This is a genomic window from Caballeronia sp. LZ033, assembly GCF_031451265.1.
Taxonomy (GTDB): Bacteria; Pseudomonadota; Gammaproteobacteria; order Burkholderiales; family Burkholderiaceae; genus Caballeronia.
Genome location: NZ_JARUXQ010000001.1, coordinates 2,179,170 through 2,192,929 on the forward strand (window position 1 = coordinate 2,179,170; position 13,760 = coordinate 2,192,929).

Consider the following 13,760-nt stretch of genomic DNA (forward strand, 5'->3'; position numbering starts at 1 on the left):
CCGCCGCTGTCGTTACTGAAGCCACTAAAGGCACCAGAGCCACGAACAAGAGGAAGCGAGCAGACGAATGGGAGCCTTGAGCCATATCCGCGTGCTGGACCTGACCCGCGTGCTGGCGGGACCGTGGTGCGCGCAGACCCTCGCCGATTTCGGCGCCGATGTCATCAAGATCGAACGGCCGGAAACCGGCGACGACACCCGCCAGTGGGGCCCGCCCTATCTCCGGACGCCCGCCGGCGAGGACACCCGCGAGGCCGCGTACTATCTCGCGGCGAACCGCAACAAGCGTTCGGTGACCGTCGACATCGCGACGCCCGAAGGCCAGCGCATCGTGCGCGAACTGGCCGCGCAAAGCGATGTCGTGCTGGAGAACTACAAGGCCGGCCAGTTGAAGAAGTACGGGCTCGACTATGAATCGCTGAAGGCCGTCAAGCCGGACCTGGTCTATTGCTCCATCACGGGCTTCGGCCAGTCCGGGCCCTACGCGCAGCGGGCGGGCTATGACTTCATCGTGCAGGGGATCGGCGGCTTCATGAGCATCACCGGCGAGCGCGACGGCCAGCCGGGCGGCGGTCCGCAAAAGGCGGGCGTGGCGATCGCCGACCTGATGACCGGCATGTATGCGACCGTCGGCGTGCTCACGGCGCTCGCGCATCGCGACCGCACCGGCGAGGGGCAGTACATCGACATGGCGCTGCTCGACGTGCAGGTCGCGATGCTCGCCAACATGAACACCAACTTCCTCGCGAGCGGCAAGCCGCCGGTGCGCTGGGGCAATGCGCACCCGAACATCGTGCCGTACCAGACGTTCCAGACCAGCGACGGCTGGATCATCGTCGCGGTGGGCAACGACGGGCAGTTCCGCAAGTTCGTCGAGGCGGGCGGCTGCGCCCATCTCGCCGACGACCCGCGCTTCGCGGCCAATCCGTCGCGCGTGCGCAATCGCGAAGTGCTCGTGCCCCTGCTCGCCGACATGGTGCAGCGTCAGGGCAAGCACGAGTGGATCGCGCAGTTGGAGGAAGCCGGCGTGCCGTGCGGGCCGATCAACGATCTCGGCGAAGTGTTCGAGGACCCGCAGGTGCTGGCGCGCCGGATGCAGATCGATCTGCCGCATCCGAGCGGCGGCACGGTGAAGCTGGTCGCGAGCCCGATCAAGATGAGCGCGACGCCGCCCGAGGCGCGCTCGCATCCGCCGCTGCTCGGCGAGCACACGGAAGGCGTGCTGGCCGAACTGCTCGGCTATGACGAGGCGCGGATCGCGGCGTTGCGGGCGTCGAAGACGATCTGATCAGGAGCGGCGCCCGTGAATCAGCGCACGCCCGCGCCGATCACGCCACCCGCCGCCGCGCCCGCGACCGTGCCGATCGGCCCGCCCGTGACCAGATAGCCGAGCGCGCCGCCCGCTGCGGCGCCCACGCCCGCGTGGGCCTGCTGGCGCGAGACGGCGCAAGCCGCGAGGCTCGAAACGAGCGCTGTTGCGGCAGCCAGCTTGAGAGTCGTGACGAGGATCCGTTTCATGATCATCTTCCTTGTGTTGTCGTTGTGATGTGTTGTCGTTGTCTGCCCCAGTACGTCGCGGGGCGCCGTGCTGCATGCAGTCGAGCCGATCATAAAAGCCCGCAAGAGCACCTTTCAACGCGATTTACGTCCGGTTACGGCGGTTACGAAGCGCGCTGCATGCCGTAATCGGTGTAACGAAACTCGCGGGCACGCAAGGCAGCGGGCGTCGACCACGCAGGCCCGACGCAGCCCGCACGCATCGCCGGAAGCCAGCGGTTGCGTAAGGTAGAATCGACCCCATCTTCAAGGCATTCGTACGCGTCCCTGCCCGTCTCGCGGGAACGCTTCCCGAACCGTTTCACGCGCGCGAGCGCATCCGCTGGCACTCTTTTTCGCATGAACACCGATCGCAACGACGCCCCGGCCCCCTCCAATTTCATTCGCAACATCATCGAAGACGACAACCGCTCCGGCAAATGGTCGCAGCGGGTCGAGACGCGCTTTCCGCCCGAGCCGAACGGCTATCTGCATATCGGCCATGCGAAGAGCATCTGCGTGAACTTCGGCCTTGCCGCGCAATACGGCGGCGTGTGCCATCTGCGCTTCGACGACACGAATCCGGAGAAGGAAAGCGTCGAGTACGTGGATTCCATCATCGACGCCGTCGAATGGCTCGGCTTCGAATGGAACAAGGACGGCCGCGAGCACAAGTATTTCGCGAGCGACTACTACGACAAGCTGTACGAATACGCCGAGATGCTCATCAAGAAGGGCCAGGCGTATGTCGACAGCCAGACCGCCGAAGAGATGCGCGCCACGCGCGGCTCGGCCACCGAGGCCGGCATCAATTCGCCGTACCGCGACCGCACGCCCGACGAGAACCTCGACCTGTTCCGCCGCATGAAGGCGGGCGAGTTCAAGGAAGGCGAGCACGTGCTGCGCGCGAAGATCGACATGGCCTCGCCGAACTTCAACATGCGCGACCCGGTGATCTACCGCATCCGTTTCGCGCATCACTACCGGACCGGCGACACCTGGTGCATCTACCCGATGTACGACTACGCGCACTGCGTCTCGGATGCGATCGAGAACATCACGCACTCGCTGTGCACGCTGGAGTTCGAGGATCACCGTCCGCTGTACGACTGGTTCCTCGCGCAGCTCGCCGACGACGGCGTGTTCCAGCGCCCGCTGCCGCAACAGATCGAGTTCTCGCGCCTGAACCTGACCTACGCGATCACCAGCAAGCGCAAGCTGCTGCAACTCGTGCAGGAGAATCACGTCGAGGGCTGGGACGATCCGCGCATGCCGACCATCGTCGGCGTGCGGCGGCGCGGCTTCACGCCGGAAAGCATCCGGCTGATGGTGGAGCGCGTCGGCGTGACCAAGGTGGATTCGTGGATCGACATGAGCGTGCTGGAAGGCGCGCTGCGCGACGATCTCGACGAGAAAGCCCCGCGCGCGATCGCCGTGCTCGACCCGCTCAAGCTGATCATCGACAACTATCCGGAAGGCCAGAGCGAAGCATGCAGCGCGCCGGTGCATCCGCATCATCCGGAGCGCGGCGTGCGCTCGTTCCCGTTCTCGCGTGAGCTGTGGATCGAGCGCGAGGACTTCCAGGAAACGCCGCCGAAGGGCTATTTCCGGCTCTTCCCGGGCAACAAGGTGCGCCTGAAATACGGCTTCGTGGTGGAGTGCACGGGCGCGGACAAGGACGAGCACGGCAACGTGACCGCCGTGCACTGCAACTACTTCCCGGACAGCCGCTCGGGCACCGAAGGCGCGAACAACTACAAGGTCAAGGGCACGATCCACTGGGTCAGCGCGGCGACCGCGTACGCGGCCGAAGTGCGTCTCTACGATCGCCTGTTCAAGGAGCCGCAGCCCGGCGCGGGCGGCGCGGAGTTCCTGGACGCGCTCAATCCGGACTCGAAGCGTGTGGTGAACGCGTACCTCGAACCGAGCGCGCGCGATGCCAACGCCGAAGACCGCTTCCAGTTCGAACGGCATGGCTATTTCGTCGCGGACCGCGTGGATTCGCAGCCGGGCAAGCCGGTGTTCAACCGCATCGTCAGCCTGCGCGACAGCTGGGGCAAGCCGGCCTGACGGGCTCGCCTCTTGGAGAAAAAGTATATAAAGCGCCGCGCGGCCACGCGGCGCTGCTGTAGCCGGTTCCAGTCGTCGCACGCCGCTTCTTACGAGGACATCATGAAGCTGCCGCATGCCTTCGCGCCCGGGTTCCGGGCGCATCGAAGCGCCGCCCTCGCCTGCCTGATCCTGCTCGCCTGCGCCCGCGCGCAGGCCACGAGCACCGCGGAGACGACCCGCGCCAACGCCGCCGTGGACCAGTTGCCGCCTTCCGCCACGCTGCGCAAGATCGCCGAGAATGGCGCGATCGTGCTGGGCACGCGCGAGTCGTCGGTGCCGTTTTCGTACACGGTCAGGCAGCAGCCGGTGGGCTACTCGTATGCGATCGCGCTCAGGATCGTCGATGAACTGAGGAAGCGGCTCGACATGCCGAACCTCGCGGTGAAGAACGTGATGGTTACCTCGGCCAACCGCATCTCGTACGTGGTGAACAACCAGGTCGACCTGGAATGCGGCTCCACCGCGCATGTCGCCGACCGCGAACCGCTGGTGGCGTTCTCGAACAGCTTCTTCCAGTACGGCATCCGCATGGCGGTGAAGAAGAAGTCGGGCATCCGCGATTACGCCGATCTCGCCAACAAGACGGTCGCGACCACCGCCGGCACGTCCGATGAACGCATGCTGCGGCAGATGAGCATCGACCGGAAGCTGAACCTGCGCATCATCAGCGCGCGCGATCACGCCGAGGCCTTCGCCGCGCTGCGCTCCGACCGCGCCGTCGCCTTCGTCATGGACGACCCGCTGCTGTACGGCAAGATCGCCCAGGAAGGCAATGCGCGCGGCGAGTATCTCGTGACCGGCGCGTCGCTGGCGAACGAGGCCTATGGCTGCATGATGAGAAAGGGCGATCCGGTGTTCAAGAAGATCGTCGACGACGTGATCGCCGGGATGCAGCGCTCCGGCGAAGCGGCCAAGCTCTATGACACCTGGTTCATGAGCCCGATTCCCCCGGACGGCGTGAACCTCCAGTTCCCGATGTCGCCGGAAATGAAGCTGCTCTTCGAGCATCCCAACGACCGCATACTCGACTGATCAAAGCGTCTCGTGCAGGTCCGCGAGCGACAGCGTGGTCTGGAACAGACGCGCGAGGCTGCGGCTCGCGAAGCGGTCGACATCAGCCGGACTGACCCAGCGGTACGCATCCATTTCGGGGATCATCGTGCCGTCGCTGTAGCGCGGAAAGTACGATTCGCACACGCAGTTTTCGAGCTGCACCTCGTCGTCGCCGACGCGCACGGCAAACAGATGCAGGTCCTTGTCGCGGCGATACAGAAAGCGCCCGAGATCCTTCAGCCGCTCCGGCGCCAGCACGATGCCGGTTTCCTCGACGAGCTCGCGCAACGCGGCCTCGCGCGGGCTCTCGCCGGGATCGGACGCGCCCTTGGGCACGTCCCAGTGCGTGGTTTCGGTGGCGTGGCACAGCAGCACGTCGCCCTGCGCGTTCAGCATGACCACGCCGCATGACACAGTGCGGTGGGTCATCGGATGATTACGCTTCGGTTTGTTCTTCTGCTTGCCCGGTTCATCGCGCCTTCACTGCTTCTTCAGCTTCCACTTGCCGTCGCTGGCCTTGCAGGCGGTCGGCGTCCAGGTTTGGGTCTGCCCTTTCGCGTGCGCGACCAGTTCGATCTTGCGGCACTTCATGCCGTCGGACTCGAAGCTGCTCTGCGGCGTCACCGTGCCGTTGATCGGCACCGTATTGCCGGCGCCCTTGTTGTCCCAGTCGAGCGATTCGCCGTCCTGCTTGGTCTCCAGCGCCTTCTGCGCGGCTTTGTTGAGCGCCTGCAGGTCGCGCTGCTTCATGTAGGTGATCGGCGTGTTGTTCAGGAAGCCGAGGTTGGCGGCTTGTGCCGTGCCGCTTGCGATGATGCATGCGGCCGCCAGCGTCAGGCTCGTCAGGCTCGTCAGGAGCGGCACGCGAGCCATGACTCGGGATGGATTCGGCATTGGGTTCTCCTCGTCGCGGATGAGTATGGCCGCCTGCACGTCCACGCACACGTGCAACCACAGCGGCAACGGCGATACACCAACGTCAGCCCGCGAGAGCGGGCCGCAACGAGAATAGCATGATGCGCGGCGTTCAGCCGCCGCACGGGGCGGGATAGTGCGCTGGTGCGCTGGATCGAGGCCCGGCCCGCCGCTCAGTTCGACACCGACTTCATCTCGCCGATGCCCGTCCCCTTCTGCGAGTCCTTGTCCTTCGCGGGATCGTAGCCGTCGGTCAGCGTGCCGAGGAACGCCACGACATCCTTGATCTCGGCTTCGTCGAGCGCCGGCTTGTCGCCCTTCTTGCGGTCGAAAGGCGGCTCGGTGTTGATGTTGTCCCAGTACTTCTTCGGCAGGTCGTCGAACTTCTGCACCGCGCCCGTCTTCGACACCGGATAGAACTTTTCCGGATTCGTATCGCGTTCGACGTAGAAGCGCACCACGTCGTCGAGCTTGTGATAGATGCCGTTGTGGAAGAAGGTCTTGCGCGTCGCGACGTTGCGCAGCGACGGCGTGCGGAAGATGCCGCAGTACTCGTCCTGTCCTTTGAGATCGGTGCGTTCCGGGCCGCACGCGCCGAGATCGTGATACTTCGGGTTGCGGTTGATCGGCAATGCGCGATTGCGCGGTACGCCGAGCGCGATCAGACCGAAGTCGCTGAACTGCGGCGGCGAGCCGTCCTTCGCGCGCGTGCTGATGTGACAGGCCGCGCAGTTGCCCTTGCTCTCGTCGTTGAAGAGTTGCAGGCCGCGCATCTCGGCGTCGTTGAGCTTCGCGCGGCCGGCGAGGAACGCGTCGTACTTGCTCGTGTACGGATAGAAGCGCTCGGGGCTCTGCTCGAAGGTCTCCAGCGCGACCAGCACCGCGGCGAAGGCCCGCTCATCGTTCTGGAAGACATCGGCGCCGAAGGCCTGGCGGAATGCGTCCGCATAAGGCGAGGCCTTCACCGCCGCCGCGACCTTCGGCGGCGTGCTGCCCATTTCGAACGACGACAACAGCGGAATGCGCGCCTGATCCGCGCCGTGATCCACGCGGCCGTCCCAGGTGAGGCCGCCGGTGGGACCGGCATCGACGCTTTCGTCGCCTTCGTCGTCCGAATCGTGGAAGTGCCGCGTGAAGGCCGGCACGCTTTGCAGATACTTGAGCGAGGGCACCGCGCGAATGCCCGTCTGGTGCATGTCGCTGCCGCCCAGCTGCACCGAGAGCGCATTGGGCGGACCGAACGCGTGCTGCGGGCTGTGACACGACGCGCAGGCGAGCTTTCCCGAGCCGGACAGCGAGGGATCGAAGAACAGCTTCTCGCCGAGCGCGGTCATCTGCTTGACGTGGGCGAAGACTTCGGCGCGCGACTGGGGTTGCGCCGCGACTTTGACGACGGCGCCCGCTTGTGCGCCCTTGCCTGAACTGGCGGCTGCCGCGTTCGTGCCCGTGTTGATGTCGGCTGCATGGGAATCGCAGCCGCTGAGCGCCGCGGACAATGCGGCAAGGGCGAGTGAACAGAGAACGAAAGGCAAACGCATCGAAGACATGGGCTTGGAAAAGCGAATTTGAAAGATGCCGAAGCGTATGTCCAACGTGTGTCTTTCATGTGACAGCGCTGTCTCCCCTGTTGCGCCTGCGTCTCCACCCGAAATTTATTCATTGCAGATTACGCAACCGAAAGCCTTATTACATGTTCGCGTCAAAACGACTTGCCACACTGCGCACGCCGGCGGGCAAAGGCTTTCAAAACTGACCAAGCTTGCGTCACGCGCCGGTCCCCAACACAAGAGAGATTCCTCAATGAACAAGAAACTCGTATGCGCGGTGCCGCTGGCGGCCACCGTTGCATTCGGCCTCTACGCTTGCGGCGGCGATGACCATCACGACGACATTTCCTCGGTGAAGAACGTCGTGGTGATCTATGCGGAGAACCGCAGCTTCGACAACCTGTACGGCCACTTCCCGGGCGCGAACGGCCTGCAGAACGTGACGACGGCGAACTCGCAGCAGCTCGACCGCGACGGCAGCGTGCTGGCGACGCTGCCGACGATCTGGACCGGCCTGACGGCGACGGGCGTGACGCCGGCAATCACCGCGGCGATGACGACGAACCTGCCGAACGCACCCTTCGCGATCGATGATCCGAAGGGCTTCAACACGGCGCTCAACGTGACGACGCGGGATCTGTATCACCGCTTCTATGAGAACCAGATGCAGATCGACGGCGGCAAGAACGACAAGTTCGTTGCCTGGGGCGATTCGGGCGCGCTGGTGATGGGTCACTACGACACGCCGCCTGAGAAGCTGCCGCTCTACAAGATCGCGCAGCAATACACGCTGGCGGACAACTTCTTCATGGGCGCATTCGGCGGTTCGTTCCTGAACCACCAGTGGCTGATCTGCGCCTGTACGCCGGTCTACCCGAATGCGGACACGAGCGTGGCGAAGGGCTCGATCTCGTCGGTGAATCCGGACGGCGTGTCGTTGAAACTGGCGAAGGCCGCGGGCTCGGCGCTCGATGCCAACACGTCGGGCCTGTTCGTGAACTCGGGCAACCTGACGCCCGACTTCTACGCGGTCAACACGATGCAGCCGCCGTATCAGCCGAGCGGCAACAAGCCGGCTGCAGGCGGCGACGCGAACCTCGCGGATCCGACCGCAGCAACGACGCTGCCGCCGCAGACGCAGCAGCACATCGGCGATCTGCTGAACAAGGCCAACGTGAGCTGGGCGTGGTACGGCGGTTCGTGGGGCGCGGCGCTGGCGGACCGTTCGGTCATCAATGGCGCGGTCAACGTGGTGCCTGACTTCCAGACCCACCATCAGCCGTTCAACTACTTCGCCGACCTTGCGCCGGGCACGACCAACCGCACGCAGCACTTGCTGGACGGCGGCACCAGCGGTGCCGAGTTCATCAAGGCGATCGACGCGGGCACGCTGCCGCAAGTGTCGTTCTACAAGCCGCAGGGCAACCTGAACGAGCACGCCGGTTATACCGACGTGGCGTCGGGCGACCAGCACATCGCCGACCTGATCAGCCATCTGCAGAAGAGCCCGCAGTGGAAGAACATGGTCGTCGTCGTGACCTACGACGAGAACGGCGGCTTCTGGGATCACGTCGCGCCGCCGAAGGGCGACCGCTGGGGTCCGGGCACGCGCATTCCGGCGCTGATCGTGTCGCCGTATTCGAAGAAGGGCTTCGTCGATCACACGCAATACGACACGACGTCGATCCTGCGCTTCATCACCAAGCGCTTCAACCTGCCGTCGCTGCCGGGCCTGACCTCGCGTGACGCTGCGTTGACGGCGAACGGTGCAGCGAAGATGGGCGACCTGACCAACGCGCTCGACTTCTCGCAGTAAGCCTTTTAGCAGCGTTGTAATGAAACGGGCCGCGGTCGTTTGACCGCGGCCCGTTGCGTTTTTTGCTTGGCAGCGCGATGCGCTCCGTGTCAGGCGCCCGCGAAGAGCGTCGCCAGATCGTTGCCGCGCGCGGTCCCGGCCTGCGCAAGCACGCGCGATTCGAGCTCGTCGATATGCAGACGCATCGTCGCGAGCGCTGCTTCCAGATTGCCGGCTTCGAGGGCATCGACGAGCTGCTCGTGTTCGTCCGATGCGCAGTTGGACACCTTCGACGGATCGAACAGCGCCTTGTACAGCTCGGTCTTCGCGACCAGCTTCGACAGGAACGCCTGCACCTCGGGCGCGTTCGCGAGTTCCGCCAGCAGCACGTGGAAGCACCCCGCAAGACGCACGCATTCTTCCACGCTGCCCGCCTTCACCGCCCGCTGCTCGGCCTTGACGTGAGCGCGCAGCGCGCGCTTCGCCTGGGTGCCCAGCGCGCCGCACAGCGATGCGACGATGCCCGCCTCCACCACCTGCCGCGCGCGATAGGCCGCGCGGATATCGGCCACCGTCGGCGACGGCACGAACGCGCCGCGGTTCACTTCCAACGTCAGCTTGCCTTCCGCGCCGAGGCGCGCCAGCACCTTGCGGATCGTGCCGCGCGTGCAGCCAAAGGCGGCGGCCAATTCGCGCTCGACCAGTTGCGCGCCCGGCGCGAGCTTGCCCTGCAGCAGCGCAGAGGTGATCGCCGCGTGGACGCGTGTCTCGGGCGCGGGCGGATTCGCGGCGGGATCTGTTTCCGGTTGGGTAGTGCTTGCGGCCATGGTGCCTGCGATGTGCCTTCGATGCCTGGATTGTCCTGCATTGTAACGAGTGCTTTCGCCGGCGCACGAATCCGCTGTATCAGCCCATACGCATATTTGGTTGACCAGAAATTGATAAAATGGTCAACCAAACGAACGATTCACCGAGGGCTGCTCCATGGAAACATCGACATGCATTGCGCAATGAAGCCGCGCACGCCGGACCTCGCGTGGCTCGTGGTGATCGTCGTGATCGGACTGAACCTGCGGCCGCTGCTCACCTCGATCAGCCCGCTGATGAGCGTGATCCTGCCTGCGACGGGACTGTCGTTTCGCGGGGCGTCGCTGCTCACCGGCTTGCCGGTCGTGGCGATGGGCGTGTGCGCATTCGGCGCGAGCGCGCTCGCCCGGGCGGTCGGCAACGCGCGCGGCGTGGCGCTCGGGCTGGTTGCGATCGCGGCGGCTTGCGCGGGACGCTGGTTCGCGGGCAACGCGACGGCGCTGATCGTCAGCGCGGCGGTCGCGGGTACGGGCGTCGCGGTGATCCAGGCGCTCTTGCCGGGCGTCATGAAGACGCGTTTTGCTGCGCGCCTGCCGTTTGCGATGGGTCTCTATTCCGCCTCGATCATGGCGGGCGGCGGGCTCGGCGCAAGCATCACGCCGGGCGTGGCGTCACGCGTGTCGTGGCAGGACGGGCTCGCGGTCTGGGCGCTTCCCGCGCTCGTCGCGCTGGCCGTCTGGCTGATGCTGATGCGCGTTGATGCGTTGCCGCGCCCTGCCTCGACGCAGCATCCCGCGGCGGCGCCGTCGCTCTTTCTGAACCGCCGCGCGTGGACGCTCGGCGTCTTCTTCGGGCTCGTCAATGGCGGATATACCAGTCTCGTCGCATGGATGCCCGCATATTACCAGCAACTCGGGCAAAGCGTGAGCGCAAGCGGCGCGCTGCTCGCGCTGCTGACCGTTTTCCAGGCGTCATCGGCACTGCTCCTGCCGATGGCCGCCGCGCGCTTCGGACACTGGTTCGGGCATGCGAAGGATCGTCGGCCGTGGCTTGCGCTGGGGCTCATCGCGCAGTTGGGCGGCTTCGCGTTGCTGCTGCTCGCACCGCTTGCCGCGCCCGTCGCGGCGGTTGCGCTGATGGGCGGCGGACTGGGCGGCGTGTTCGCGCTGTCCCTTGTCCTGACGCTCGATCACGCCGACGATCACGCGCTCGCCGCGCGGCTCGTCGCTTTCGTGCAGGGCGTGGGCTTCGTGATCGCGGCGCTGGCGCCGGTCGTGGCGGGCGTCGTGCGCGATCTGAGCGGGGGCTTCTCGATGACGTGGATGATGCTGTCCGCGAGCCTCGTCGCGATGCTGGCGCTCAGTGGCGTGTTCGGACCGTCGGGGTATGCGCGTGCGATACGGCCAGCCATCAACGCACGGCGTGGCAGGCGAAGTATTCGTCGAGCAGATCGGTCATCTGCCACACCGGACACGGACGGCGGCAGTGGCCGTCGTAACCCGCTTCCTTGAGCAGCGCGATAGGCTCCTCCGGGAGGAAGCCGCTCATCGCGACGATCAGGCGGTCTGCGTCGTCGGCGGCCGTGCGCAGTTCGCGCACGAGCGCGTAGTTGGCGCTGCCGCCGACGCGCGTGTCCAGCAACAGCACGTGCGGACGCCATTCGGCGATGCTGTGTTTGACCGTGGCGGCGTCCAGCGCCAGTTGCGACGGAAAACCCTTCAGCTCGAACAGCGACACCAGCGAGGCGCCCAGTACGCGTTCCGGCAAGGCAAGCAGCACACGCCGCGCTTCCGGGCGCAGGCGTGGTTGCTTGCGGTTCCAGCGCGAGCATTGGGACGGGCTGATTTCGTAGGCGCGGTTGTTCAAGGGGTTGGTCCTTGGGCGGTTCTTTTTTCGGTTTGCTTGCGGGCGGTTGATTTGTCCGTCACCGGTGCGGCGCATTGCGCGCCATGTTGGCGCGCGTGTGCACCGCGTGTGGGCGGTAGGGTTGGTTAGTCCGGACGTGCCAAACCCGCCGCTCCCTTGCTCGGCAGGGTCGCGGGGTCGATGCCCGACAGAACACCAGGAGAGGTAGGGCAGGAACTGCGCCAAGTGGGGTGCATGAAGCCGGATCAGCGTCGATGTCGCGCGGGTGCGAGCAGCTGTCGGTGAATGATTGATGTGCAAATCGCGGGGGAGGCACCGCCCCCCTCCTGACGGCTTGGACTTTTCCGCCTTAATGCAAGCTTGGCGAGGTGATTGCTGCACCACAGTTCGAATACGCCGGCGTCAGGTCACCGCAGCGCGTGGGATTCAATGTTGAGCGCAGTCGACTGACGACTAATGGATCAAGAATAGGTTACTACTGTAACAATTTACTGGTCGGGATCTATTTGCTTTTACCACTTGGACTCCTCTCCGTCCTCATCGATAATCAATATTCCTGTTTCAGATCTCATCCAGTCGAATAAAAATTTGAGATCAATCTCGATGCTTGGGGGGTGAGCACCAACCTCCAGGAAGATATTTTCTTCCTTAAAAAATATGCGGACATCATAGTTCCACTTCAGCTGGCCGTTTTCCTCAGTTCCACGCATCCGGTAGACAGAATCCTTCTGATTAAGGAATGTAGGAAGGATTTGTATTTGACGTTCAATATCTTTCCTATGCTCTGCATACCAGTGCACATCATGGAAGGATAAGAACAATTCAGCAGACAAGGCTAATCTCCATGATTTCGTCCTGAAACAGCAGGAAAATCCTGTGGGTTTCGAAGTCCTATATGAGCCGCAGCTGAGTACTGCGTTACAACAGTCAGCCCATCGTCTGCAAGTTCAGTCGTTCCCGGCTCGCCGTGTTTTCCTACAGATTTGTGGGCATGGGCGTTGTTTCCAGATTTATGCGGTCCACTTTGCGCATTTCCATAGGCATGTATTTGGACCTCTGATCCATCCGAATGACGCCAGCGCTGATTCCGAGGATTCAACGGATTCGTTCGGATAAATCCAGCGTCCTGCAATATCTGCTGGATTCTCCCAACAGACCATCCACGTAATGCGGGAAGCCTCTCGACTGCATCACCACATGCAAGCCCAAGCGGATCGATCCACCCGAGCGGGTTCGGCGCGAACTGGTAAGGATTCGTCCCGCCAAGCAATCCAATCGGGTCTTGCGATATGAAACCGCCGGTTTGGGAATCGAAGTATCTGTGCCGGTTGTAATGCAACTCCGACTCTTCGTCGAAGTACTGGCCCTGCAACCGGATCGGCTGCTCGATGCGCTGCGTCCCGACATGATCGACCCTACCCGTGACGCCGTAGTGTACCTCCCATATGATCTCGCCGTCTGCGTTGCGCAGGCATACCGGCGCGCCGTTCGGGTCGTTCTGGTAGAAGTAAAGATGCTTCGATGAGGCGGACTTTGTCTGCATCGCCAAGGGCTCGAAGCTGCCCAGGTGATAGGCATAGAAGCGTGCTGAGTCCTGTTTGTTCGCAGCCCGCCGCACCTCGCCCGCCATCGCATCGCCGTCCCACAGGAACCACGTTGGTGAACCGTGCTGGCTATGTTTTCCATGCCACGCCTCGGTCGCCCGCTTGCCGATGCGCCGTCCCAGCGCGTCATAGCGATACGCCCAGCGCTCGTTGTGCGTGTTCTCGAAGCCCACCAACCTCCCGAACGCATCCCACTCGAAGTGCTGCACACCCTGTCCGCCTCCTTGGCGTATCACCAGTTGGCCCGCCGCATCCAGTAGCCAGCGCGCGCCATCGTTGTGCTGCAGTTCTCGTCCGCGTTCGTCGTCACGTACGACCTTGAAGCGGTCTCCGTAGGCGTCGTAGGCGAAATACTTCAGCCGCCCAATCGGATCGGTATGCGCCACAATGCGCCCGAGCGGGTCGTAGCTGAATTGATCGCTACCTGAGCGGCTGTCGCGGCGTTCAATCAGATTGCCGCTGATGTCATAGCGGAAGTGCGTGTCGTCGTCGTGCACGCCGGCGCGGCGGGTTGCATGACGCGCC

The 13,760-nt window shown here is 64.2% G+C and carries 13 protein-coding genes; 5 read left to right on the forward strand and 8 right to left on the reverse strand.

The features are described 5' to 3' along the window. Positions 1-67: 67 nt before the first annotated feature. Positions 68-1,288 carry a CaiB/BaiF CoA-transferase family protein gene (locus tag QCE62_RS10160; protein ID WP_309917243.1) on the forward strand — a complete coding sequence of 407 codons (1,221 nt, stop codon included), beginning with the start codon at positions 68-70 and terminating at the stop codon, positions 1,286-1,288. A gap of 20 nt (positions 1,289-1,308) precedes the next feature. Here QCE62_RS10160 and QCE62_RS10165 read toward each other — a convergent pair whose 3' ends face one another. Next, positions 1,309-1,518 carry an ornithine carbamoyltransferase gene (locus QCE62_RS10165; protein WP_309808993.1) on the reverse strand — a complete coding sequence of 70 codons (210 nt, stop codon included), beginning with the start codon at positions 1,516-1,518 and terminating at the stop codon, positions 1,309-1,311. Positions 1,519-1,896: 378 nt separating this feature from the next. Here QCE62_RS10165 and QCE62_RS10170 point away from each other — a divergent pair, with 378 nt between their 5' ends. After that, positions 1,897-3,606: a glutamine--tRNA ligase/YqeY domain fusion protein gene (locus QCE62_RS10170; protein ID WP_309917246.1), complete on the forward strand. Its 1,710-nt coding sequence runs from the start codon at positions 1,897-1,899 to the stop codon at positions 3,604-3,606. Positions 3,607-3,708: 102 nt separating this feature from the next. Then, positions 3,709-4,680 carry a transporter substrate-binding domain-containing protein gene (locus tag QCE62_RS10175; RefSeq protein WP_309808996.1) on the forward strand — a complete coding sequence of 324 codons (972 nt, stop codon included), beginning with the start codon at positions 3,709-3,711 and terminating at the stop codon, positions 4,678-4,680. Here QCE62_RS10175 and QCE62_RS10180 read toward each other — a convergent pair whose 3' ends face one another. From QCE62_RS10180 to QCE62_RS10190, 3 genes are all read right to left on the reverse strand, one after another. Beyond that, positions 4,681-5,130, reverse strand: a complete 450-nt coding sequence (locus QCE62_RS10180; protein WP_309808998.1) for an NUDIX hydrolase — start codon at positions 5,128-5,130, stop codon at positions 4,681-4,683. Positions 5,131-5,181: 51 nt separating this feature from the next. Beyond that, a complete protein-coding gene (locus tag QCE62_RS10185; protein WP_309917248.1) occupies positions 5,182-5,595 on the reverse strand; it encodes an RT0821/Lpp0805 family surface protein in 414 nt (137 codons plus the stop codon). Positions 5,596-5,789: 194 nt separating this feature from the next. Continuing rightward, positions 5,790-7,163: a cytochrome-c peroxidase gene (locus tag QCE62_RS10190; protein WP_309917251.1), complete on the reverse strand. Its 1,374-nt coding sequence runs from the start codon at positions 7,161-7,163 to the stop codon at positions 5,790-5,792. Positions 7,164-7,416: 253 nt separating this feature from the next. Between QCE62_RS10190 and QCE62_RS10195 the strand changes: the two genes are divergently transcribed. Continuing rightward, positions 7,417-8,979: an acid phosphatase gene (locus QCE62_RS10195; RefSeq protein ID WP_309917253.1), complete on the forward strand. Its 1,563-nt coding sequence runs from the start codon at positions 7,417-7,419 to the stop codon at positions 8,977-8,979. Between the two features lie 89 nt (positions 8,980-9,068). Here the strand turns inward: QCE62_RS10195 and QCE62_RS10200 are convergent, their stop codons facing one another. Beyond that, complete coding sequence (locus tag QCE62_RS10200; RefSeq protein ID WP_309917256.1) at positions 9,069-9,785, reverse strand: GntR family transcriptional regulator; 717 nt, start codon at positions 9,783-9,785, stop codon at positions 9,069-9,071. Between the two features lie 183 nt (positions 9,786-9,968). On the opposite strand from QCE62_RS10200, the gene QCE62_RS10205 reads away from it, so the two are divergent. Then, positions 9,969-11,276 carry a cyanate transporter gene (locus QCE62_RS10205; RefSeq protein WP_309917259.1) on the forward strand — a complete coding sequence of 436 codons (1,308 nt, stop codon included), beginning with the start codon at positions 9,969-9,971 and terminating at the stop codon, positions 11,274-11,276. Here the strand turns inward: QCE62_RS10205 and QCE62_RS10210 are convergent. The 3 genes from QCE62_RS10210 to QCE62_RS10220 form a co-directional block, all read right to left on the reverse strand. After that, on the reverse strand, positions 11,176-11,631 hold the full coding sequence (locus tag QCE62_RS10210; RefSeq protein ID WP_309917262.1) for a hypothetical protein: 456 nt from the start codon (positions 11,629-11,631) through the stop codon (positions 11,176-11,178). The genes QCE62_RS10205 and QCE62_RS10210 overlap by 101 nt on opposite strands. Before the next feature lie 512 nt (positions 11,632-12,143). After that, entirely contained in the window at positions 12,144-12,464 is a 321-nt protein-coding gene (locus QCE62_RS10215) for a hypothetical protein (RefSeq protein ID WP_309917265.1), read from the reverse strand. A 2-nt stretch (positions 12,465-12,466) separates the two neighbouring features. Next, positions 12,467-13,760, reverse strand: a 1,294-nt coding sequence (locus QCE62_RS10220) for an RHS repeat-associated core domain-containing protein (protein WP_309917268.1), incomplete at its 5' end; no start/stop codon positions are given.

Bases quoted from the DNA above. Each gene is read 5' to 3' on its own strand.
- QCE62_RS10205 (WP_309917259.1), top strand. From the start codon at position 9,969: ATGAAGCCGCGCACGCCGGACCTCGCGTGGCTCGTGGTGATCGTCGTG.
- QCE62_RS10190 (WP_309917251.1), bottom strand. From the start codon at position 7,163: ATGTCTTCGATGCGTTTGCCTTTCGTTCTCTGTTCACTCGCCCTTGCC.
- QCE62_RS10195 (WP_309917253.1), top strand. From the start codon at position 7,417: ATGAACAAGAAACTCGTATGCGCGGTGCCGCTGGCGGCCACCGTTGCA.
- QCE62_RS10165 (WP_309808993.1), bottom strand. From the start codon at position 1,518: ATGAAACGGATCCTCGTCACGACTCTCAAGCTGGCTGCCGCAACAGCG.
- QCE62_RS10175 (WP_309808996.1), top strand. From the start codon at position 3,709: ATGAAGCTGCCGCATGCCTTCGCGCCCGGGTTCCGGGCGCATCGAAGC.
- QCE62_RS10160 (WP_309917243.1), top strand. From the start codon at position 68: ATGGGAGCCTTGAGCCATATCCGCGTGCTGGACCTGACCCGCGTGCTG.
- QCE62_RS10180 (WP_309808998.1), bottom strand. From the start codon at position 5,130: ATGACCCACCGCACTGTGTCATGCGGCGTGGTCATGCTGAACGCGCAG.
- QCE62_RS10200 (WP_309917256.1), bottom strand. From the start codon at position 9,785: ATGGCCGCAAGCACTACCCAACCGGAAACAGATCCCGCCGCGAATCCG.
- QCE62_RS10185 (WP_309917248.1), bottom strand. From the start codon at position 5,595: ATGCCGAATCCATCCCGAGTCATGGCTCGCGTGCCGCTCCTGACGAGC.
- QCE62_RS10170 (WP_309917246.1), top strand. From the start codon at position 1,897: ATGAACACCGATCGCAACGACGCCCCGGCCCCCTCCAATTTCATTCGC.